Here is a 16249-nt window from a genome sequence, read left to right as displayed (position 1 = left end):
TCGACGGCCCGCAGCGCCGCCACCGAGGGGCTCGCGCGGGTGCCGGCGGGGGCGACCGGCGGCGGCGCGCCGACCGGGAGCTCGAGGACCGGGACCGACCAGTCGGCGAGGACCGGGGCGCCGGTGTTCTCCCGCGGTTCCTCGCGCTCGAGGTCGTCGGAGTCGCGTGGGGCGTCGGGGTCCGAGGGCAGGGCGAGCACCGCGACGCCGGCCGTCGCCGCGCCGCCGGTGCCCCACACCGCGGCCAGGCGCTCGGCCGGTACCGCGAAGGGATGGGGACGCGCACCGCGGCGGGCCCGGCTCGTGGTGCGCACCGGCCGCTCGGGGTCCTCGGCCCAGAGGCAGACGCCGCGTCCGGGCGACCACAGGGCGTGCAGCGCGAGCACGCCCTCGCTCACACCTGCACGGAGCCGTCGACGACGCGGACGGGAACCTCGGTGAGCCCGGTGGCGGCGGGTCCCTTGCGCAGCGCGCCGGTGGCGCCGTCGAACTGGCTGAAGTGGTTCGGGCAGGTGATGACGCCGTTCTGGGGCGGGTCGACGGTGGTGCCCTGGTGCGGGCAGGAGGCGTCGAAGCCCTTGACCGTCCCGGCCGTGGGCTGGACGAGCAGGATCGTCTGCTCGCCCTTCGTGACGATCGTGCCGCCGCCGACCGGGACCTGGGCCAGCGGCGTGCCGCCGCCGGCCGTCGGCTGGGGAGCGGCCTGCGTCGGGGTGCCGGGCTGGAACTCGCCGGGGTCCGAGGAGCACGCGGCCAGCGCGCCCGGTGCCGCGAGGGCGGCGGCGAGCCCGCAGAGGACCGTGCGGCGGTTGGGACCGGTGGTGGTGGACACCGAGACCTCCATGATCGTGGTGGTCCGTCCAGTCTGCCCGCCGCCCCCGTCACCGCCGGGTGAGGCCCTCCGTGAGTGATGTTCCCGGCTATAGCCGGGAATTCCGCTCACGTAGGGGGTCAGGGGCTCGGCTCGTCGGGGAGGGCGAGGAGGCCCTCGACGACGTCCTCGAGCGTCGGGCCGGCGACGTGCGGGCGGGCGACGGCGTCGGGGATGCGGCCCTCGAGACGCTCGCAGAACCCGCCGAGCAGGCCGGCCGAGATCGCGCCGTGCACGTCCCACGAGTGGACGGCGACGAGGGCGGTGCGGGCCGGCGCGGTGGCGATCCGGTCGCACGCCCAGTGGTAGACCGCCGGCGGCGGCTTGAACTGCTTCAGCTCCGCGCACGACATGACGTCGGTGAACAGGTCGCGGACGCCGCCGGCCTCCAGCGCCACGGCGGCGACCTCCGCCGAGCCGTGCGTGAACCCGTAGGCGGGCACCCCGGCCTCGCCCAGGCGCCGCAGGGCAGGCGCGACGTCGGGGTGCACGGGCAGCTCGCGGAAGCCGTCGAGCACCGACGCGACCTGCGCGTCGGTGAGGTCGCGCCCGCTGGTGCGCCGCAGCATGTCGGCGGCGACGGTTGCGAACGGCGGTGCCTCCCCGGCGAGCGTCATCGCCATGCCCTGGTGCAGGAGGCGGGCGAAGAACAGCCACACCTCGTCCTCGGGGCGGCCCAGCGCGGCGAAGCGCGGGCGCAGGCCCTCGAGCTGCAGGCAGGTCTCGAACAGGTCGAAGAGGACGACCTGGGGACGGCGGGCGGGTGCTGTCATGTGAGCTCCTCCAGCACGCGGCGGGGCCAGGCGGGGCCGCCGTAGACGAAGCCGGTGTAGGCCTGGACGAGCGTGGCGCCGGCGTCGAGACGGGCGCGGGCCTCGGCGCCCGAGTCGATCCCGCCGACCGAGACGAGGGTCAGCCGGTCTCCCACGCGCCCCCGCAGGCGTGCCAGCACCGCCCGCGCGGGCTCGACCAGCGGCGCGCCGGAGAGCCCGCCGGAGCCCGCGGCGCTGACGACGTCGGGGGGCGAGGCCAGCCCGGCGCGGGCGACCGTCGTGTTGGTCGCGACGATCCCGTCGAGGCCCTGGGCCACCGCGAGGTCGGCGACGGCGTCGACCCCGTCGTCGTCCAGGTCGGCGGTGATCTTCACGAGCAGCGGGGTCGCGCCGACCTCCGAGCGCACCGCGGCGAGCAGCGGCTCCAGCGCGTCGACGCCCTGCAGGTCGCGCAGGCCCGGGGTGTTCGGGGAGCTGACGTTGACCACCACGTAGTCGGCGTGGGGGCCGAGGACCCGCGCGGAGTAGCGGTAGTCGGCGACGGCGTCCGTGGCGGTCTTGGAGCGCCCGATGTTGACCCCGACCACGGTCCCGGCGCCCCGCGCGCGCACGGCGGCCAGGCGCGCGGCGACGACGTCGGCGCCCGCGTTGTTGAAGCCCATCCGGTTGACCAGCGCCCGGTCGGCGGGCAGGCGGAAGAGTCGCGGCCGCGGGTTCCCGGGCTGCGGGCGGGCGGTCACGGTGCCGACCTCGACCGCCCCGAACCCCAGCCGCGCGAGCCCGCGCACGCCCTCGGCGTCCTTGTCGTAGCCCGCCGCGACACCGAGCGGGTTGGCGAAGCGCAGGCCCATCGCCGTGACGGGAGCCGACACCTCCCCGGCCGGGAGCAGCGGCGTCGCCGCCCGGAGCGCCGTCACCCCGACCCGGTGGGTCAGCTCCGCGGGCACCCGGGTCGCGACGTGGCGGAAGAGCAGGTCGTACGGGTTCATGCTCCCGCGGCGTCCGCTCCGGCCCGGCGGTACTGCGCGTGCAGCCGGCGCAGTGCCGTCACACCGCGCGCCGCGTGGCCCCGGTCGACGGCCTGGAGCGCCGAGATCGTCAGGTACTCGTCGTCGGGCAGGTCGAGACGGGCGAACTGGGCGCCGTCGGGGAAGCTCACCGCGACGACGTCCGACCACGGCACCCGGCGGGTGAGGATCGTCGCGCGCACCTCGACCCCGCCCGGCCCGGCCCGCAGCCGCGGGCGGGTGAACAGCAGGGCGCAGCCCGCGAGGATCGCGCCGAGCACGACCATCGCGATCTGGTCGGCGGGGCGGAAGTTGAAGCCCGAGGACTCGACGAACACCAGCAGCGCGCCCGCGCCGAAGAACGCGAACAGGAACACGGCCAACGCCGCGGCCACCCAGCGGATACGCACGGGGCGGACGTCGAGCTCGACCTCGCCGATGTCGACCGGCTCGAGGGGCGCGGTCACGACGCCAGCCCCCGCAGCGTCAGCGCCGCATCCAGCGCCGCGACGGTGGCCTCGAAGCCCTTGTCCTCGGTCGACGTCGGGGTGCCCGCGCGCTCCCAGGCCTGCTCCTCGGTCTCGACGGTGAGGACGCCGTTGCCGACCGGGGTGCGGGCGTCGAGCCCCACCCGGAGCAGGCCCGCGGTGACGGTGTCGCAGACGTAGTCGAAGTGCGGCGTCGAGCCGCGGATGACGACGCCCAACCCGACGACGGCGTCGTGGCCGTCGGCGAGACCCTGGCAGACGACCGGGAGCTCCATCGCGCCGGCGACGTGGACGACGGTCGGCACGGAGACCCCGGACTTCGCCGCGGCGTCGCGGGCCCGCTCGAGCAGGACGTCGGTGATGGCCGAGTTCCAGCGCGTCACGGCGATGCCCAGGCGCAGGCCGGAGGCGTCGGGGACGGAGGCGTCGGGACGCCCGGTGCCGCTCACGAGCGCCCGCCCACCGCCGGCCGGTCGGTGTCGGCCGGCTGCGCCACGACACCGTCCTCCTCGGCGTCGAGGCCCTCGAGGTCGTGGCCCATGCGGTCGCGCTTGGTGCGCAGGTAGCGCAGGTTCTCGGGCGTCGCCCGGGAGGGCAGCGAGACGCGGCCGAGGATCTGCAGGCCGTAGCCCTCGAGCCCGGCGCGCTTCTCGGGGTTGTTGGTCAGCAGGCGCATGCTCTTGATGCCCAGGTCGGCGAGGATCTGGGCGCCGGTGCCGTAGTCGCGGGCGTCGGCGGGCATGCCGAGCGCGAGGTTGGCGTCCACGGTGTCCGCCCCGGCGTCCTGGAGCTGGTAGGCCTGCAGCTTGTGGATCAGGCCGATCCCCCGGCCCTCGTGGCCGCGCACGTAGAGCACGACCCCGCGGCCCTCGGCGACCACCGCGGCCATGGCGGCGTCGAGCTGGGGCCCGCAGTCGCAGCGCCGGGAGCGCAGGACGTCGCCGGTGAGGCACTCGGAGTGCACGCGGACCAGGACGTCCTCGCCGTCGCCGAGGTCGCCGTGCACGAGGGCGACGTGCTCGATGCCGTCGAGCAGCGAGTCGTAGCCGTAGGCGACGAACTCGCCGTGGTCGGTGGGGATGTTGGCGTGCGCGACCTGCACGACCTGCTTCTCCGACCGGCGCCGGTAGGCGATCAGGTCCTTGATCGTGATGAGCGAGAGCTCGTGCTCGTCGGCGAAGACCTGCAGCTCGTCGAACCGCGCCATGTCGCCGTCGTCCTTCTGCGAGACGATCTCGCAGATCGCGCCGGCGGGCTCCAGCCCGGCCAGGCGCGCCAGGTCGACCGCGGCCTCGGTGTGCCCGGGCCGGCGCAGGACGCCGCCGTCGCGGGCCCGCAGCGGCACGAGGTGCCCGGGGCGCGCGAGGTCGGTGGGCCCGGACTCCGGGTTCGCCAGCACGCGGATGGTGTGCGCGCGGTCGATACCCGAGATCCCGGTGCCGATGCCCTCGCGGGCGTCCACGGACACGGTGTACGCGGTGCCGTGGCGGTCCTGGTTGATGGAGTGGGCCGGCGGGAGGTCCAGCCGGTCGCACGCCTCGCCCGTCAGCGGGACGCAGATGTAGCCCGAGGTGTAGCGCACCATGAACGACACGAGCTCCGGCGTGGCGTGCTGCGCCGCGAAGACGAGGTCACCCTCGTTCTCGCGGTCCTCGTCGTCGACGACGACGACGGCCTTGCCCGCGGCGATGTCGGCGATCGCCCGCTCGATGTGCTCGAAGCCGTCCACGAACTCCTACTTCCCCTGCGATGTGCCGGCCTGGAAACCCACGAGCCGCTCCACGTACTTGGCGACCACGTCGACCTCGAGGTTGACCGTGGATCCCACGGTGCGCTCCCCCAGGGTCGTCTCCCGCAGCGTGGTCGGGATGAGCCCGACGGCGAACGAGTCGTCGTCGACCTCGGTCACGGTCAGGCTCACGCCGTCCACGGCGATCGAGCCCTTCTCGACGATGTAGCGGGTGAGGCCCGGTCCGCCATCCTCCTGGGCCGCGACCCGGAACCGCAGCGTCGTCCACTGCGCGTGCTCGGTGCGCTCGACGACGGTGGCCGTGCCGTCGACGTGGCCCTGCATGATGTGCCCGCCCAGGCGGTCGCCCGCGGCCACGGCCCGCTCGAGGTTGACGCGCGTCCCGGCCGTCGCGCCCGCCAGGCTGGAGCGGCGCAGCGTCTCGCCCATGACGTCGACGCCGAACTCGTCCGAGGTCGGCTCGGTGACCGTGAGGCACACGCCGTTGACGGCGATGGAGTCGCCGGGGCGGGCGTCGGAGATCACCAGGGGGCCGCGCACGCGCAGGCGCGCCGCGTCGTCCTGTCCGACGACGCCGACGATCTCGCCGATCTCCTCGACGATCCCCGTGAACACTGCGGTCTCCTCATCGGCTGGTCCGGACGTCGCTGCCCGTCCGCCATCATCCTCACGACGTCGTCACCCGGCAGCACCACCGTGGTGACTCCTCTCTCACCCCGTGCCGAGGTGGTCGGACGCCGCCGCGGCCTGGGCCCGCAGCGCCTCGACGGCCTTGTTCGGGTCGTCGGCGCTGTAGACGGCCGACCCCGCGACGAAGCAGTCGACGCCCGCCTCGGCCGCCTGCTCCACGGTGCTCGTGCTGATCCCGCCGTCGATCTCGACGAGCACGGTCAGGTGCCCGGTGTCGACAAGGCGTCGCGCGGTGCGCACCTTGTCGAGCACCTCGGGCATGAAGCTCTGCCCGCCGAAACCGGGCTCGACGCTCATGACGAGCAGCGTGTCGAAGTCGCGCAGGACCTCGACCCAGTCCTCGAGCGGGGTGCCCGGCTTGATCGACAACCCGGCCAGGGCGCCCGCCGCCCGGATGTCGCGCGCACACCCGCGGGGGTCGTGAGCGGCCTCCGCGTGCACGGTGACGTTGCGCGACCCGGCCTCGGCGTACCCGGGGGCCCACCGGTCCGGGTCGTCGATCATCAGGTGGCAGTCGAGCGGGATGGGGGTCGACCGTTCCAGCGCCTCGACCACCGGCAGCCCGAGGGTCAGGTTGGGCACGAAGTGCCCGTCCATCACGTCGACGTGCAGCCAGTCCGCCCCCGGGACCGCGGCCGCCTCCTCCGCGAGCCGCGCGAAGTCCGCGGAGAGGATGCTCGGGGCGATCATCGGGATGCGGGACACGTGACGGATGGTAGTGGCCCCGGCGATGCTCGCGGCGTCAGGCGGTCAGGAGGCCGACGACCTGCCATCCGCCCACCCCGAGCCCGAGCACCCGGCGGAACGGGTTCACTCCGCGGACGAGCTCGTCAAGCCCCCAGACGAGCAGCGCGCCCCGTCCGACGAGGACGAGCGCCTCCGCCGTGGCGGGGTCGGGGACCACGAGGCGGGCCACCAGCGCGAGCAGGAAGACCACCAGCGCGGGGTTCGGCCACTGCCCGACGACCCACGGCGCCGACCCGGGCCCGCCGCGGGTGCGGTCGGCGAGCCACCAGTCGAGGACCCGTGTCACCGCTTGCGCAGGACCGCGGCGTACATCGCGTCGGTGCCGTGGCGGTGCGGCCACAGCTGGAGGCCCGGCGCGCCGTCCGGCAGCGCCGTGTCCGGCACCTCCGGCAGCAGCGCGGGGGTGTCGAGCACCTCGGCCCCGGTCTCCGCGGCGACGGCGGCGACGACGGCGGCGGTCTCCTCGGGGTGCGGCGAGCACGTCGCGTAGGTGACGACCCCACCGGATCGCGTGCGCTCGAGGCCGGCGCGCAGGAGCTCCCGCTGCAGCACGGTGAGCTCGGCGACGTCCTCGGGCCGGCGGCGCCACCGCGCCTCGGGACGCCGGCGCAGCGCGCCCAGGCCCGTGCACGGGGCGTCGACCAGCACGCGGTCGTAGGCGGCCTCGGGCAGCGCGAGCTCCCGGGCGTCGCCGGTGTGGACGCGCACCGGCAGGCCCTCGGTCGCCTGCTCGACGAGCCGCGCGCGGTGCGGGGCACGGTCGACGGCGTCGAGGGTGCCGCCCTCGATCGCGACGAGCGCCCCGAGCATCACGGCCTTGCCGCCCGGCCCCGCGCACAGGTCGAGCCAGCGGGTGTCCTCGCCCTCCACCGGCGCGCGGGTCGCCAGGAGCGCGACCAGCTGGCTGCCCTCGTCCTGGACCACGGCCAGGCCCTCGCGGACGGGGGCCAGGTCCCCGGGGTCGCCGCCCTCGGTGAGCAGGACGCCGTAGGGCGAGTAGGGCGACTCCTCGCCGCCGGTGATCGCGGCGAGCTCCTCGGCGGAGATCTCCCCGGGACGGGCGGCGAGGTGCACGGCGGGGCGGGTGTCGTCGGCGGCGAGGGCGGCCGACAACTCCGTGAGCTCCTCCTCACCTCCGAGAGCACGCGCGAAGACCTCGGCGATCCACCGCGGGTGCGCGTGGGTGAAGGCGAGCCGCCCGAGGTCGTCCGACGGCGCGAGCCGCTCGACCCACGCGGCCTCGTCGTGCTCGGCGACCTTGCGCAGCACGGCGTTGACGAAGCCCGTGGGCCGCGACCCGGCCCGGGTGCGCACGAGCTCGACGGCCGCGCCGACCGCCGCGTGCGGGGGGATCCGCGTGCGCAGCAGCTGCTGGGCGCCGAGGCGCAGGGTGTCGAGGACGACGCCGTCGAGCCCGTCGAGCGGGCGGTCGACGCAGGCACCGAGGATGGCGTCGAGCAGCCCCTGGGCCCGGCAGGCGCCGTAGGCGAGCTCGGTGGCCAGCGCCGCGTCCCGCCCGGAGATCCGGCGCTCGCGCAGCAGGGAGGGCAGGACGAGGTTCGCGTAGGCGGCGTCCTCGCGGACGGCGCGCAGCGTGTCGAGGGCGGCCTCGCGGGCGGGGTCGCCGGTCGGCGGGCGGTTCGGGCCCTGGCGGCCGCGGGGCGGCCCGCTGCGCCGCTTGTCGTCCCGCTTACGGGGTCCGCGGCCCGAGCGGTGCCCGCCGGGCGGGACGGAGCTGTCGGTCATCCGTCCCCCGTCGCTTCGCTCGCCTCTGTGACGTGCCCCGTCGCTTCGCTCGCCTCTGTGACGTGCCCCGTCGCTCCGCTCGCCCCGGTCACACGAACCGCTCCCCCGGCTCGGGCCGCACGCCGCGGGCCCAGTCGACGGCCGGCATCGGCTTCTTGCCGCCGGGCTGGACGTCCCCGAGCGCGACGGCGGCGCCCGCCGTGCCGACGAGGACACGACCGCGCTCCACACGGATGGCTCCGGGTTCGAGCCCGCCCTCGCCGGTGGTCAGCACGGGACCCAGTTTGAGCCGGGCCTCGCGGAACGTCGTCCACGCCCCCGGCGCGGGCGTCACCGCGCGGATGAGCCGATCGACGGCGGGCGCCGGATGGGTCCAGACGACGCGGGCGTCGTCGACGGTCACCTTGGGGGCGTAGGAGACACCGTCGGTCGACTGGGGCACGGGCGACAGCGTGCCGTCGGCGATCCCGTCGAGGGTGTGCTCCAGCAGGACCGCGCCCGACTCGGCGAGGCGGGCGAGCAGCACGCCCGCGGTGTCGTGGCGCCCGATCTCCTCGGTGACCGTCCCGTACACCGGCCCGGTGTCCATGCCCTCCTCGAGCGCGAAGGTGCTCGCGCCCGTGACCTCGTCCCCGGCGCGGATCGCGGCCTGCACCGGTGCAGCCCCCCGCCAGGCTGGGAGCAGGGAGAAGTGCAGGTTCACCCAGCCGTGCACGGGGATGTCGAGGGCCTCGCGGCGCAGCAGGTTGCCGTAGGCCACCACGGGACAGCAGTCGGGCGCGAGCGCGCGCAGCTGCTCGAGGAACGCGGGCTCGGAGGCCTTCGCCGGGGTCAGGACCGGGATCCCGGCCTCGTCGCCCAGGGCACCGACGGGGCTGCGCTGCGGCTGCTTCGACCGCCCGACCGGGGCGTCCGGGCGCGTCACGACACCGACGACCTCGTGCCGGGCGCTCGCGAGCAGACCGCGCAGGGCGGGCAGGGCGGGCTCGGGCGTGCCCGCGAAGACGATGCGCACGTCTCAGGTGGCCCGGCCGAAGAGCGGGTGCGGGCTCGTCTTGACCGTCGGCGGCGCCGCCAGGTCGAACCACGGCGCGCGGCGGATCTCGGCCATCGCCTCGCGCCGCGTCTCGGGGTCGAGCTTGTCGAGGAAGAGCACCCCGTCGAGGTGGTCGGTCTCGTGCTGGATGGCGCGGGCGACCAGCGCGGTGCCCTCGACGGTCTGCGGCTCGCCGTGGAGGTCCCAGCCGGAGGCGACGACGTGCTCGAAGCGGCGGCAGTCGAAGCGCAGCCCGGGGATGGACAGGCAGCCCTCGGGACCGAACTGCTCCGTGTCGTCGGCGGCGTTCCACGTCGGGTTGACCATGTGGCCCTCGACCCCGTCGGCACGGAAGACGAACACGCGCAGCCCGACGCCGATCTGCGGGGCAGCCAGCCCGGCGCCGCCCTCCTCGCGCATCGTCTCGTGCAGGTCCGCGACGAGGGTGCGCAGCTCGCGGTCGAAGTCGACGACGGGCTCGGCCTTCGTGCGCAGGATGGGGTCGCCGAACAGGCGCAGGGGCTGGGCGGTCATCGGTCCTCTCTCGGGGCTTCGACCGTCCAGTCTAGGGAGTCTCGGCGATCAGGGCTTCCAGTCGGGGTCGCGACCGATGAACCCCAGCAGCCGGGTCTGCGCGTCCGCGTCGTCGGGCACGGGCACCCGCACGCCGAACTGCCCGGAACTGCGTATGACCTCCTCCATCTGTTCCATGCCCTCGACGAGCGGGCCGGTGATCGCGGGGTCGAGACGATCGTCCTGGCCGGTCGCACGGGCCAGGTCCCAGGTGTGCATGAAGATGTCGGTGGTGTAGATCCGGTCCACCATCGCCCCGAGCTCCATCGTGCCCATGTGCGGGTTCTCGATCGTGCGTCCGGCGCTCTCCGGGTCGTCGAGGAGGGCCTGGATCGCCGCCGCGTGGGCGTCCCAGGCGCCGACCGGGTCGTCGGCGGGGTCAGGGCCCGGGGGCAGCGTCACGCCGACCCCGTGCAGGAAGCCCGCCGACCACGTCGTCAGATGGCCGACGACGTCGCGCGCGGTCCACTCGGGGACCGGCGTCGGCACGTCCCAGTCGGCCACGCCGTGGACCCGGTCGGTGAAGACCGCGGCGAAGGCGCGGTGGCGGTCGGCGGGGGTCTCGGTGGTCATGGTCGCCTCCTGGTGTTCAACCTGTTGGTTGAACAATGGCAGGCTCCGCTCCCGTCTACAAGGGGTCGAGCGGGTCGAGCAGCACGCGGACGGGCTCGCGCTCCTTGCGCGCCGAGCGCACGGCCTGGGCGGCGTGGAGCTCGCGGGCCAGCGTGCGGCCCTCGGTACGGGGCACGCGGACGAGGCAGCGCTCGGCGCCCTCGGTGCGCTCCTCGGCGCCCGGGAGCTTCGTGCCCGGTGGCAGCTCGACCGGGCCCAGCACCTCGACGTCGTCGGGCAGGGCCGCGAGCAGGTCGGCCACCGCGGGGGCGGGCCGTCGACCGCGGCCAGGCGCATCGCCGGCGGCAGCGACAGCTCGGTGCGCGAGGCGAGCTCGGTGGCGGCGTGCCCGACCGGGTCCCAGCGCACGAGCGCCTGGACCGCGGCCGTCGAGGACTCGGCGATCACGACCACCCGCCCGCCCTCGGACGCCGGGCGCACGAGGGCGGCCGCGCCGAACCAGCGTCGCAGCGTCTCCTCCCCGCCCGCAGCTCGGGCCGGGCGAGCAGCACGGCGCCGTCGAGCAGCAGCGCCGCCCCGTAGCCGCCCTCGGCGATCGGTTCGGCGCCCGGCGTCGCGACGACCAGGGCCGGGCCGCCGGGCACGGTGTCGAGCACCGGCGCCCCACCCCGGAGCTGCGCACCACGGTCTGCGGGAAGGCGCGACCCAGCTCCTCGGCGGTGCGGGCCGAGCCGACGGCCAGGGCGCGCAGCTGGGGCGACCCGCAGGCGCCGCAGCGGTAGGCGGCGTCGGGGTCCCGCACCAGCGGCACGTCGGCACCCCGTCGGCGCCCGCCGGCAGCGCCATCGGGCCCGCGCACCGGCGGCAGCGCGCGGGCTCGCGGCAGCGCGCACAGGCCACGGCGGGCAGGTAGCCACGGCGCGGGACCTGGACGAGCACCGGCGCGCCCGCGCCCAGGGCCGCCCGGGCCGCCTCGAACGCCACGCCCGGCATGCGGGCCGCCCGCGACGCGGGGTCGCGCAGCAGCTGGCGGTCGTCCTCACCGATCGAGGTGACCCGGGGCCCGCGGGCGCGGACGGTGGCGCGGTCGGCGACGACGTCGTGGGCCCAGCCGCTCGCGACGAGCAGGGCGGCCTCGGCGGTGCGCGCGAACCCGGCGACGAGCAGCGCCGCGCCGTCGCGGTGTGCCCGGGTCATGGCGACGTCGCGGGCGTGGGGATAGGGCGCGCGGGGCTCGGCGAGCGTGTCGTCGCCGTCGTCCCACACGGCGATCAGGCCCGGGTCGACGACCGGGGCGAACGCGGCGGCGCGGGTGCCGACGACGATGCGCACCTGCCCGCGCGCCACGGCCAGCCAGCGCCGGTAGCGCTCGGCGGGCCCGAGGTCGGCGGCGAGGGCGACGACGGCGTCCGCGCCCGCCACGGCCTCGCAGGCGGCCTGGACACGGTCGAGGTCGCGGCGGTCGGGCACCACGAGCACCGCGCCACGCCCGGCGGCGGCCGTGGTGGCCGCGGCCTCGGCGAGACGGGCGGGCCAGTCCTCGCCCGGCAGGGCCTGCCAGACGGCGTGCGCGGGCCGGTGCGCCGCGAGGGCCTCGAGCAGCGCCGGGCCCCGGGGATAGGCACCCCAGCCGTGCTGCTCCGGGGCCTCCGGGGCCGGCCGCTCCGCCGGCGTCTCCGCCTCCACCCGCGCGTGACGGGGCGGCACCGCGAGGCGCAGGACGTCGGCGAGCGTCCCGGCGTAGCGGTCGGCGACGGCCCGGCAGAGCCCGGCGAGCTCGGGGCCCAGGACCGGTTCCGGGGAGACGACCTTCTCCAGCCACCCCAGGCGGCCGGTGTGCTCGCTGGTGTCCTCGCGGGCGAGCACGAAGCCGTCGACCAGCCGGCCGGCGAACCGCACCCGCACCCGCGCGCCGGGGACCGCCTGGTCGGCGAGCTGCTCGGGCACCTGGTAGTCGAACGGCCGGTCGAGGTGCGCGAGGTTGACGTCCACGGCGACCTGGGCCACCGGGCGCTCGGCGGCGGGCACGCGCTCGTTGCGCAGGGGCTTGCGGGGCTTCTTCTCCGGGGGCGCGGGCTCCGGCGGGCGCTCGGGCGCGGCGAACAGCGCGTCGCCCGCCTCACCCACCGTCACGACCTCACGTCTACCAGAGCAGTGCGACGCGCCCGGACGCCGGAGCGGCCGGAGCGCGCCCGGGTTCCGGCGAAGGGCGCCGCTCGCCGCTCTACCCGCGCGAAGGGCACCTTCGGGCGGATGCGTGATCGCGCGTCGATCCGGCGAAGGGCTCCCCTCGCCGATCTAGCCGCGCGAAGGGCACCTTCGGCCGGAACCAAGCCCCGCCGAGACGCACGCCGGCCCGGCACCTCGGGGTGCGAGGTGCCGGGCCGGCGTGGGTCTGGCGCGCGAGGATGCGGAAATACTCGCGTTCAGTGCAAGCGAGGACGCAGGGCTTGCACCGGGAGGTGCACTACGTCGCGATCGACTTCAGGGCGTCGGCGCGGTCGGTGCGCTCCCACGGGAGATCGAGGTCGTCGCGGCCGAAGTGGCCGTACGCCGCGGTCGGCTGGTAGATCGGGCGCAGCAGCTGCAGGTCGCGCACGATCGCGCCGGGGCGCAGGTCGAAGACCTCGTGGATGGCCTTCTCGATCTTGGCCGGGTCGACCTGGGCCGTCCCGAAGGTCTCGACGAACACGCCGACTGGCTCGGCCTTGCCGATCGCGTAGGCGATCTGGACCTCGACGCGCTTGGCCAGGCCGGCGGCCACGATGTTCTTGGCCACCCAGCGCATGGCGTACGCCGCGGAGCGGTCGACCTTCGACGGGTCCTTGCCCGAGAAGGCGCCGCCGCCGTGGCGGGCGTAGCCGCCGTAGGTGTCGACGATGATCTTGCGGCCGGTGAGGCCCGCGTCGCCCATCGGGCCGCCGGTGACGAAGCGGCCGGTGGGGTTGACCAGGACGCGGGTGTTCGACGAGTCGAGGTCGATCCCCTCGAGCACCGGGTTGATGACCTTGGACTTGATGTCCGGGGTCAGCAGGTTGTCCAGGTCGATGTCGGCCGCGTGCTGCGTCGACAGGACCACGGTCTCCACGCCGACCGGCTTGTCGTCGTCGTAGGCGATGGTGACCTGGGTCTTACCGTCCGGGCGCAGGTAGGGCAGCGTGCCGTCGCGGCGGACCGCGGTGAGCTTGCGCGCGAGCCTGTGCGCCAGCCCGATGGGCAGCGGCATGAGCTCGGGGGTGTCGGCGTCGGCGTAGCCGAACATCAGGCCCTGGTCGCCCGCGCCCTGTCGCGCGATCTCGTCCTCGGAGCCCTCGACGCGGGTCTCGTAGCCCTCGTCGACACCCTGCGCGATGTCCTTCGACTGGGCGCCGATGGAGATCGACACACCGCAGCTCTCGCCGTCGAAGCCCTTGGCCGACGAGTCGTAGCCGATGTCGAGGATGGTCTTGCGGACGACGTCCACGTAGTTGACCTGGGCGTTGGTGGTCACCTCGCCGGCGACGTGCACCTGGCCCGTGGTGACCATCGTCTCGACCGCGACGCGGCTCTTCGGGTCCTGCGCCAGCAGAGCGTCCAGGATGCCGTCGCTGACGGCGTCACAGATCTTGTCCGGGTGGCCTTCGGTGACGGATTCGCTGGTGAACAGACGCCTAGCGGGCACAATCTCTCCCTGCCTCGACAATGGGACCCGTCCACACTAACGGCATCCCCAGGAATCACGAGGCCCCTGACCAGGCTGAATGCCAAGCGTGTCACAGAGCGGTTGTGTTCATCGACGAATCGTGAGAATGCGCCGATCAGTCGAACGCTTCAGGGCAACCGCTCGGCGACGGCGTCCCACACGCGCGCGGCCAGTGCTGCTTTCGAGCCCATGGGCAGGCTCAGCGACGATCCGTCGGCACCCAGCAGCCACCCCTCGTTGTCCTCGACCTCGAAGGCACGCCCGGCCCCCACGGCGTTGACGACGAGAAGGTCACACCCCTTGCGCTCGAGCTTCGCGCGCCCGTAGTCGAGGACGCTGCCGCCCTCGTCGCCGGTCTCCGCCGCGAACCCGACGACGAGCCGGCGCGGGACGTCCTCGGTGACCAGTTCGCGCAGGATGTCGGGGTTGAACTCGAGCGGGATCGAGGGGGCGTCCTGCCCCTTCTTGATCTTGCCGACGGACGTCGACGCGGGCCGGAAGTCGGAGACCGCGGCGGCCATCACGACCACGTCCGCGGCCTTGGCGGCGTCGAGCACGGCGTCGCGCATCTCCCGGGTGGTCTGCACGCGACGGAGCTCGACGCCGGCGGGCGGGTCGAGGTCGGCGACCGTGCCGGCCACCAGCGTCACGTCGGCGCCGCGCTGGGCCGCGACGCGGGCCAGCGCGTAGCCCTGACGCCCCGACGACCGGTTGCCCAGGGTGCGCACGGGGTCGAGCGGCTCCGCGGTGCCGCCGGCGGAGACGACCACCCGGCGGCCCTCGAGATCGCGCGGCAGGGGGAACGGCATGCCGCCGTCGTCGATCCCCCACTCGAGCAGCAGCCGGGCGAACTCGGCGATCTCGGGCGGCTCGGGCAGTCGGCCGCGACCGCTGTCGGCGCCCGTGAGGCGCCCGGACGCGGGTTCGAGGACGACGGTGCCGCGCCGCCGCAGGGTGGCGACGTTGTCGACGGTCGCCGGGTGCTCCCACATCTCGGTGTGCATCGCCGGGACCGCGAGCACCGGGCACCGCGCGGTGAGCAGCGTGGTGGTGAGCATGTCGTCGGCGCGCCCCTGGGCCATGCGGGCGAGCAGGTCGGCGGTCGCCGGGACGAGCACGACGAGGTCGGCACGCCGCCCGAGGGCGACGTGCTCGACCTCGGGGACGTGCTCGAACACGCCGGTCAGTACGGGGCGGCCCGAGAGCGCCTCGAACGTGGCCGCGCCGATGAACTCGAGCGCGGACCGCGTCGCGACGACCTGGACGTGGTTCCCGGCCTCGCGCAGGCGCCGGAGCACCTCGCAGGCCTTGTAGGCGGCGATGCCGCCCGAGACCCCGAGAACGATCTCCCGGGGTCGGGTGGACTCCTCGGTCACTCGCCCTCGGTGTGCTCGAGCAGGCCGGCGTGGATCTCGCGCATGGCCACCGACAGCGGCTTCTCGCGCGGGCCGGGCTCGACGAGCGGGCCCACGTACTCGAGGAGGCCCTCGCCCAGCTGGGCGTAGTAGTCGTTGATCTGGCGGGCGCGCTTGGCCGCGTAGATGACCAGCGCGTACTTCGAGCTCACCGTCTCCAGCAGCTCATCGATCGGGGGGTTGGTGATGCCCTCCGGTCCCTCGATGATGCCGGATCGTCCGATGGGAATGCTCACTCGCTCGCTCCTGCGGGGGTGGCGCCGGACTCAAGACCGGTCCGGCGGGTCGGTGCGGTCCCCCGACCTGCACGGCTGACAGGAGGACCGGCGCTCAACTCTACCAACCGGTGCGCGGTCTCCCCGACGTCGTGGTTCACGACGGTGACGTCGAACTCGCTGCTCGCGGCCAGTTCCTCGCGCGCGGTCGCCAGACGGCGGTCGACGACCTCGGTCGCCTCGGTGCCGCGACCGATCAGCCGGCCGACCAGCACCTCCCACGACGGGGGCTCGAGGAAGACGAACAGCGCGTCGGGGCGCTGCTCGCGCACGGCACGGGCCCCGGCGAGATCGAGCTCGAGCAGGACGGGTTCGCCCCGCGCGAGGTGCTCGTCCACCGGAGCCCGTGGCGTGCCCGAACGGTGCATGCCGCGATGGATCTCCGCCCACTCGAGCAGCTCGCCCTCGGCGATCATGCGGTCGAACTCCTCGGCCGTGACGAAGTGGTAGTCACGACCGTCGACCTCACCGGGGCGCGGGGCTCGGGTGGTCGCCGAGACGCTGAACCACAGCGGCGCGGCGATCCGTCGCAGCTCCGCGACGACCGTGCTCTTGCCGACCCCCGACGGCCCGGCCAGCACCAGCAGCCGGCCGGGCCCGTGCGTCGGGGGTGGGGTCACCGG

The 16249-nt window shown here is 75.1% G+C and carries 16 protein-coding genes and 2 pseudogenes; all 18 read right to left on the bottom strand.

Annotated features, from left to right (window positions below):
- Positions 1-394 precede the first annotated feature (394 nt).
- The 18 genes and pseudogenes from ACQPYN_RS16725 to gmk all read right to left on the bottom strand — a co-directional run bounded on the left by ACQPYN_RS16725 (position 395) and on the right by gmk (position 16246).
- On the bottom strand, positions 395-832 hold the full coding sequence (locus ACQPYN_RS16725; protein WP_433024910.1) for a Rieske (2Fe-2S) protein: 438 nt from the start codon (positions 830-832) through the stop codon (positions 395-397).
- 119 nt (positions 833-951) lie between these two features.
- Complete coding sequence (locus ACQPYN_RS16720) at positions 952-1644, bottom strand: HAD family hydrolase (protein ID WP_433024907.1); 693 nt, start codon at positions 1642-1644, stop codon at positions 952-954.
- Positions 1641-2633, bottom strand: a complete 993-nt coding sequence (locus tag ACQPYN_RS16715) for a quinone-dependent dihydroorotate dehydrogenase (RefSeq protein ID WP_433024904.1) — start codon at positions 2631-2633, stop codon at positions 1641-1643. Before ACQPYN_RS16715 ends, ACQPYN_RS16720 begins: the two co-directional genes overlap by 4 nt.
- Positions 2630-3118 (bottom strand): PH domain-containing protein, encoded by a 489-nt coding sequence (locus ACQPYN_RS16710; RefSeq protein ID WP_433024901.1) that lies wholly within the window; start codon positions 3116-3118, stop codon positions 2630-2632. The genes ACQPYN_RS16715 and ACQPYN_RS16710 overlap by 4 nt, the downstream gene beginning before the upstream one ends.
- Positions 3115-3588 carry a 6,7-dimethyl-8-ribityllumazine synthase gene (gene ribH, locus ACQPYN_RS16705; protein WP_433024898.1) on the bottom strand — a complete coding sequence of 158 codons (474 nt, stop codon included), beginning with the start codon at positions 3586-3588 and terminating at the stop codon, positions 3115-3117. The genes ACQPYN_RS16710 and ribH overlap by 4 nt, the downstream gene beginning before the upstream one ends.
- Entirely contained in the window at positions 3585-4868 is a 1284-nt protein-coding gene (locus tag ACQPYN_RS16700; protein WP_433024895.1) for a bifunctional 3,4-dihydroxy-2-butanone-4-phosphate synthase/GTP cyclohydrolase II, read from the bottom strand. The genes ribH and ACQPYN_RS16700 overlap by 4 nt, the downstream gene beginning before the upstream one ends.
- Positions 4869-4874: 6 nt before the next feature.
- A complete protein-coding gene (locus ACQPYN_RS16695) occupies positions 4875-5504 on the bottom strand; it encodes a riboflavin synthase (protein WP_433024892.1) in 630 nt (209 codons plus the stop codon).
- Positions 5505-5600: 96 nt separating this feature from the next.
- The gene (gene rpe, locus ACQPYN_RS16690; RefSeq protein WP_433038918.1) at positions 5601-6269 is read right to left on the bottom strand and encodes a ribulose-phosphate 3-epimerase; all 669 of its coding nucleotides are present in this window, start codon (positions 6267-6269) and stop codon (positions 5601-5603) included.
- Positions 6270-6321: 52 nt separating this feature from the next.
- Entirely contained in the window at positions 6322-6612 is a 291-nt protein-coding gene (locus tag ACQPYN_RS16685) for a hypothetical protein (protein WP_433024889.1), read from the bottom strand.
- Entirely contained in the window at positions 6609-8072 is a 1464-nt protein-coding gene (locus ACQPYN_RS16680) for an RsmB/NOP family class I SAM-dependent RNA methyltransferase (protein WP_433024886.1), read from the bottom strand. Before ACQPYN_RS16680 ends, ACQPYN_RS16685 begins: the two co-directional genes overlap by 4 nt.
- Before the next feature lie 88 nt (positions 8073-8160).
- Entirely contained in the window at positions 8161-9087 is a 927-nt protein-coding gene (gene fmt / locus ACQPYN_RS16675; RefSeq protein ID WP_433024883.1) for a methionyl-tRNA formyltransferase, read from the bottom strand.
- 3 nt (positions 9088-9090) lie between these two features.
- Positions 9091-9642 (bottom strand): peptide deformylase, encoded by a 552-nt coding sequence (gene def, locus ACQPYN_RS16670; protein ID WP_274194953.1) that lies wholly within the window; start codon positions 9640-9642, stop codon positions 9091-9093.
- Positions 9643-9690: 48 nt separating this feature from the next.
- Positions 9691-10203 (bottom strand): annotated as a pseudogene (locus tag ACQPYN_RS16665) (TIGR03086 family metal-binding protein); the annotation flags it as partial.
- Between the two features lie 106 nt (positions 10204-10309).
- Positions 10310-12381, bottom strand: a pseudogene (locus ACQPYN_RS16660) (primosomal protein N').
- A 340-nt stretch (positions 12382-12721) separates the two neighbouring features.
- Positions 12722-13918 (bottom strand): methionine adenosyltransferase, encoded by a 1197-nt coding sequence (gene metK, locus ACQPYN_RS16655; RefSeq protein WP_274187146.1) that lies wholly within the window; start codon positions 13916-13918, stop codon positions 12722-12724.
- Between the two features lie 146 nt (positions 13919-14064).
- Entirely contained in the window at positions 14065-15312 is a 1248-nt protein-coding gene (gene coaBC, locus ACQPYN_RS16650) for a bifunctional phosphopantothenoylcysteine decarboxylase/phosphopantothenate--cysteine ligase CoaBC (RefSeq protein WP_433024880.1), read from the bottom strand.
- Positions 15309-15587, bottom strand: a complete 279-nt coding sequence (gene rpoZ, locus ACQPYN_RS16645) for a DNA-directed RNA polymerase subunit omega (protein ID WP_274186726.1) — start codon at positions 15585-15587, stop codon at positions 15309-15311. Before rpoZ ends, coaBC begins: the two co-directional genes overlap by 4 nt.
- Positions 15584-16246, bottom strand: a complete 663-nt coding sequence (gmk, locus tag ACQPYN_RS16640) for a guanylate kinase (RefSeq protein WP_328307554.1) — start codon at positions 16244-16246, stop codon at positions 15584-15586. Before gmk ends, rpoZ begins: the two co-directional genes overlap by 4 nt.
- Positions 16247-16249: the final 3 nt, after the last annotated feature.

The organism is Actinomycetospora sp. CA-053990 (assembly GCF_050948445.1).
GTDB lineage: Bacteria > Actinomycetota > Actinomycetes > Mycobacteriales > Pseudonocardiaceae > Actinomycetospora > Actinomycetospora callitridis.
This window is presented reverse-complemented; position numbering and strand designations above follow the sequence as displayed.

Coding starts and splice junctions, on each gene's coding strand:
- def (WP_274194953.1), bottom strand. CDS start 9,642: ATGACCGCCCAGCCCCTGCGCCTGTTCGGCGACCCCATCCTGCGCACG.
- ACQPYN_RS16720 (WP_433024907.1), bottom strand. CDS start 1,644: ATGACAGCACCCGCCCGCCGTCCCCAGGTCGTCCTCTTCGACCTGTTC.
- ACQPYN_RS16680 (WP_433024886.1), bottom strand. CDS start 8,072: ATGACCGACAGCTCCGTCCCGCCCGGCGGGCACCGCTCGGGCCGCGGA.
- ACQPYN_RS16715 (WP_433024904.1), bottom strand. CDS start 2,633: ATGAACCCGTACGACCTGCTCTTCCGCCACGTCGCGACCCGGGTGCCC.
- rpe (WP_433038918.1), bottom strand. CDS start 6,269: ATGATCGCCCCGAGCATCCTCTCCGCGGACTTCGCGCGGCTCGCGGAG.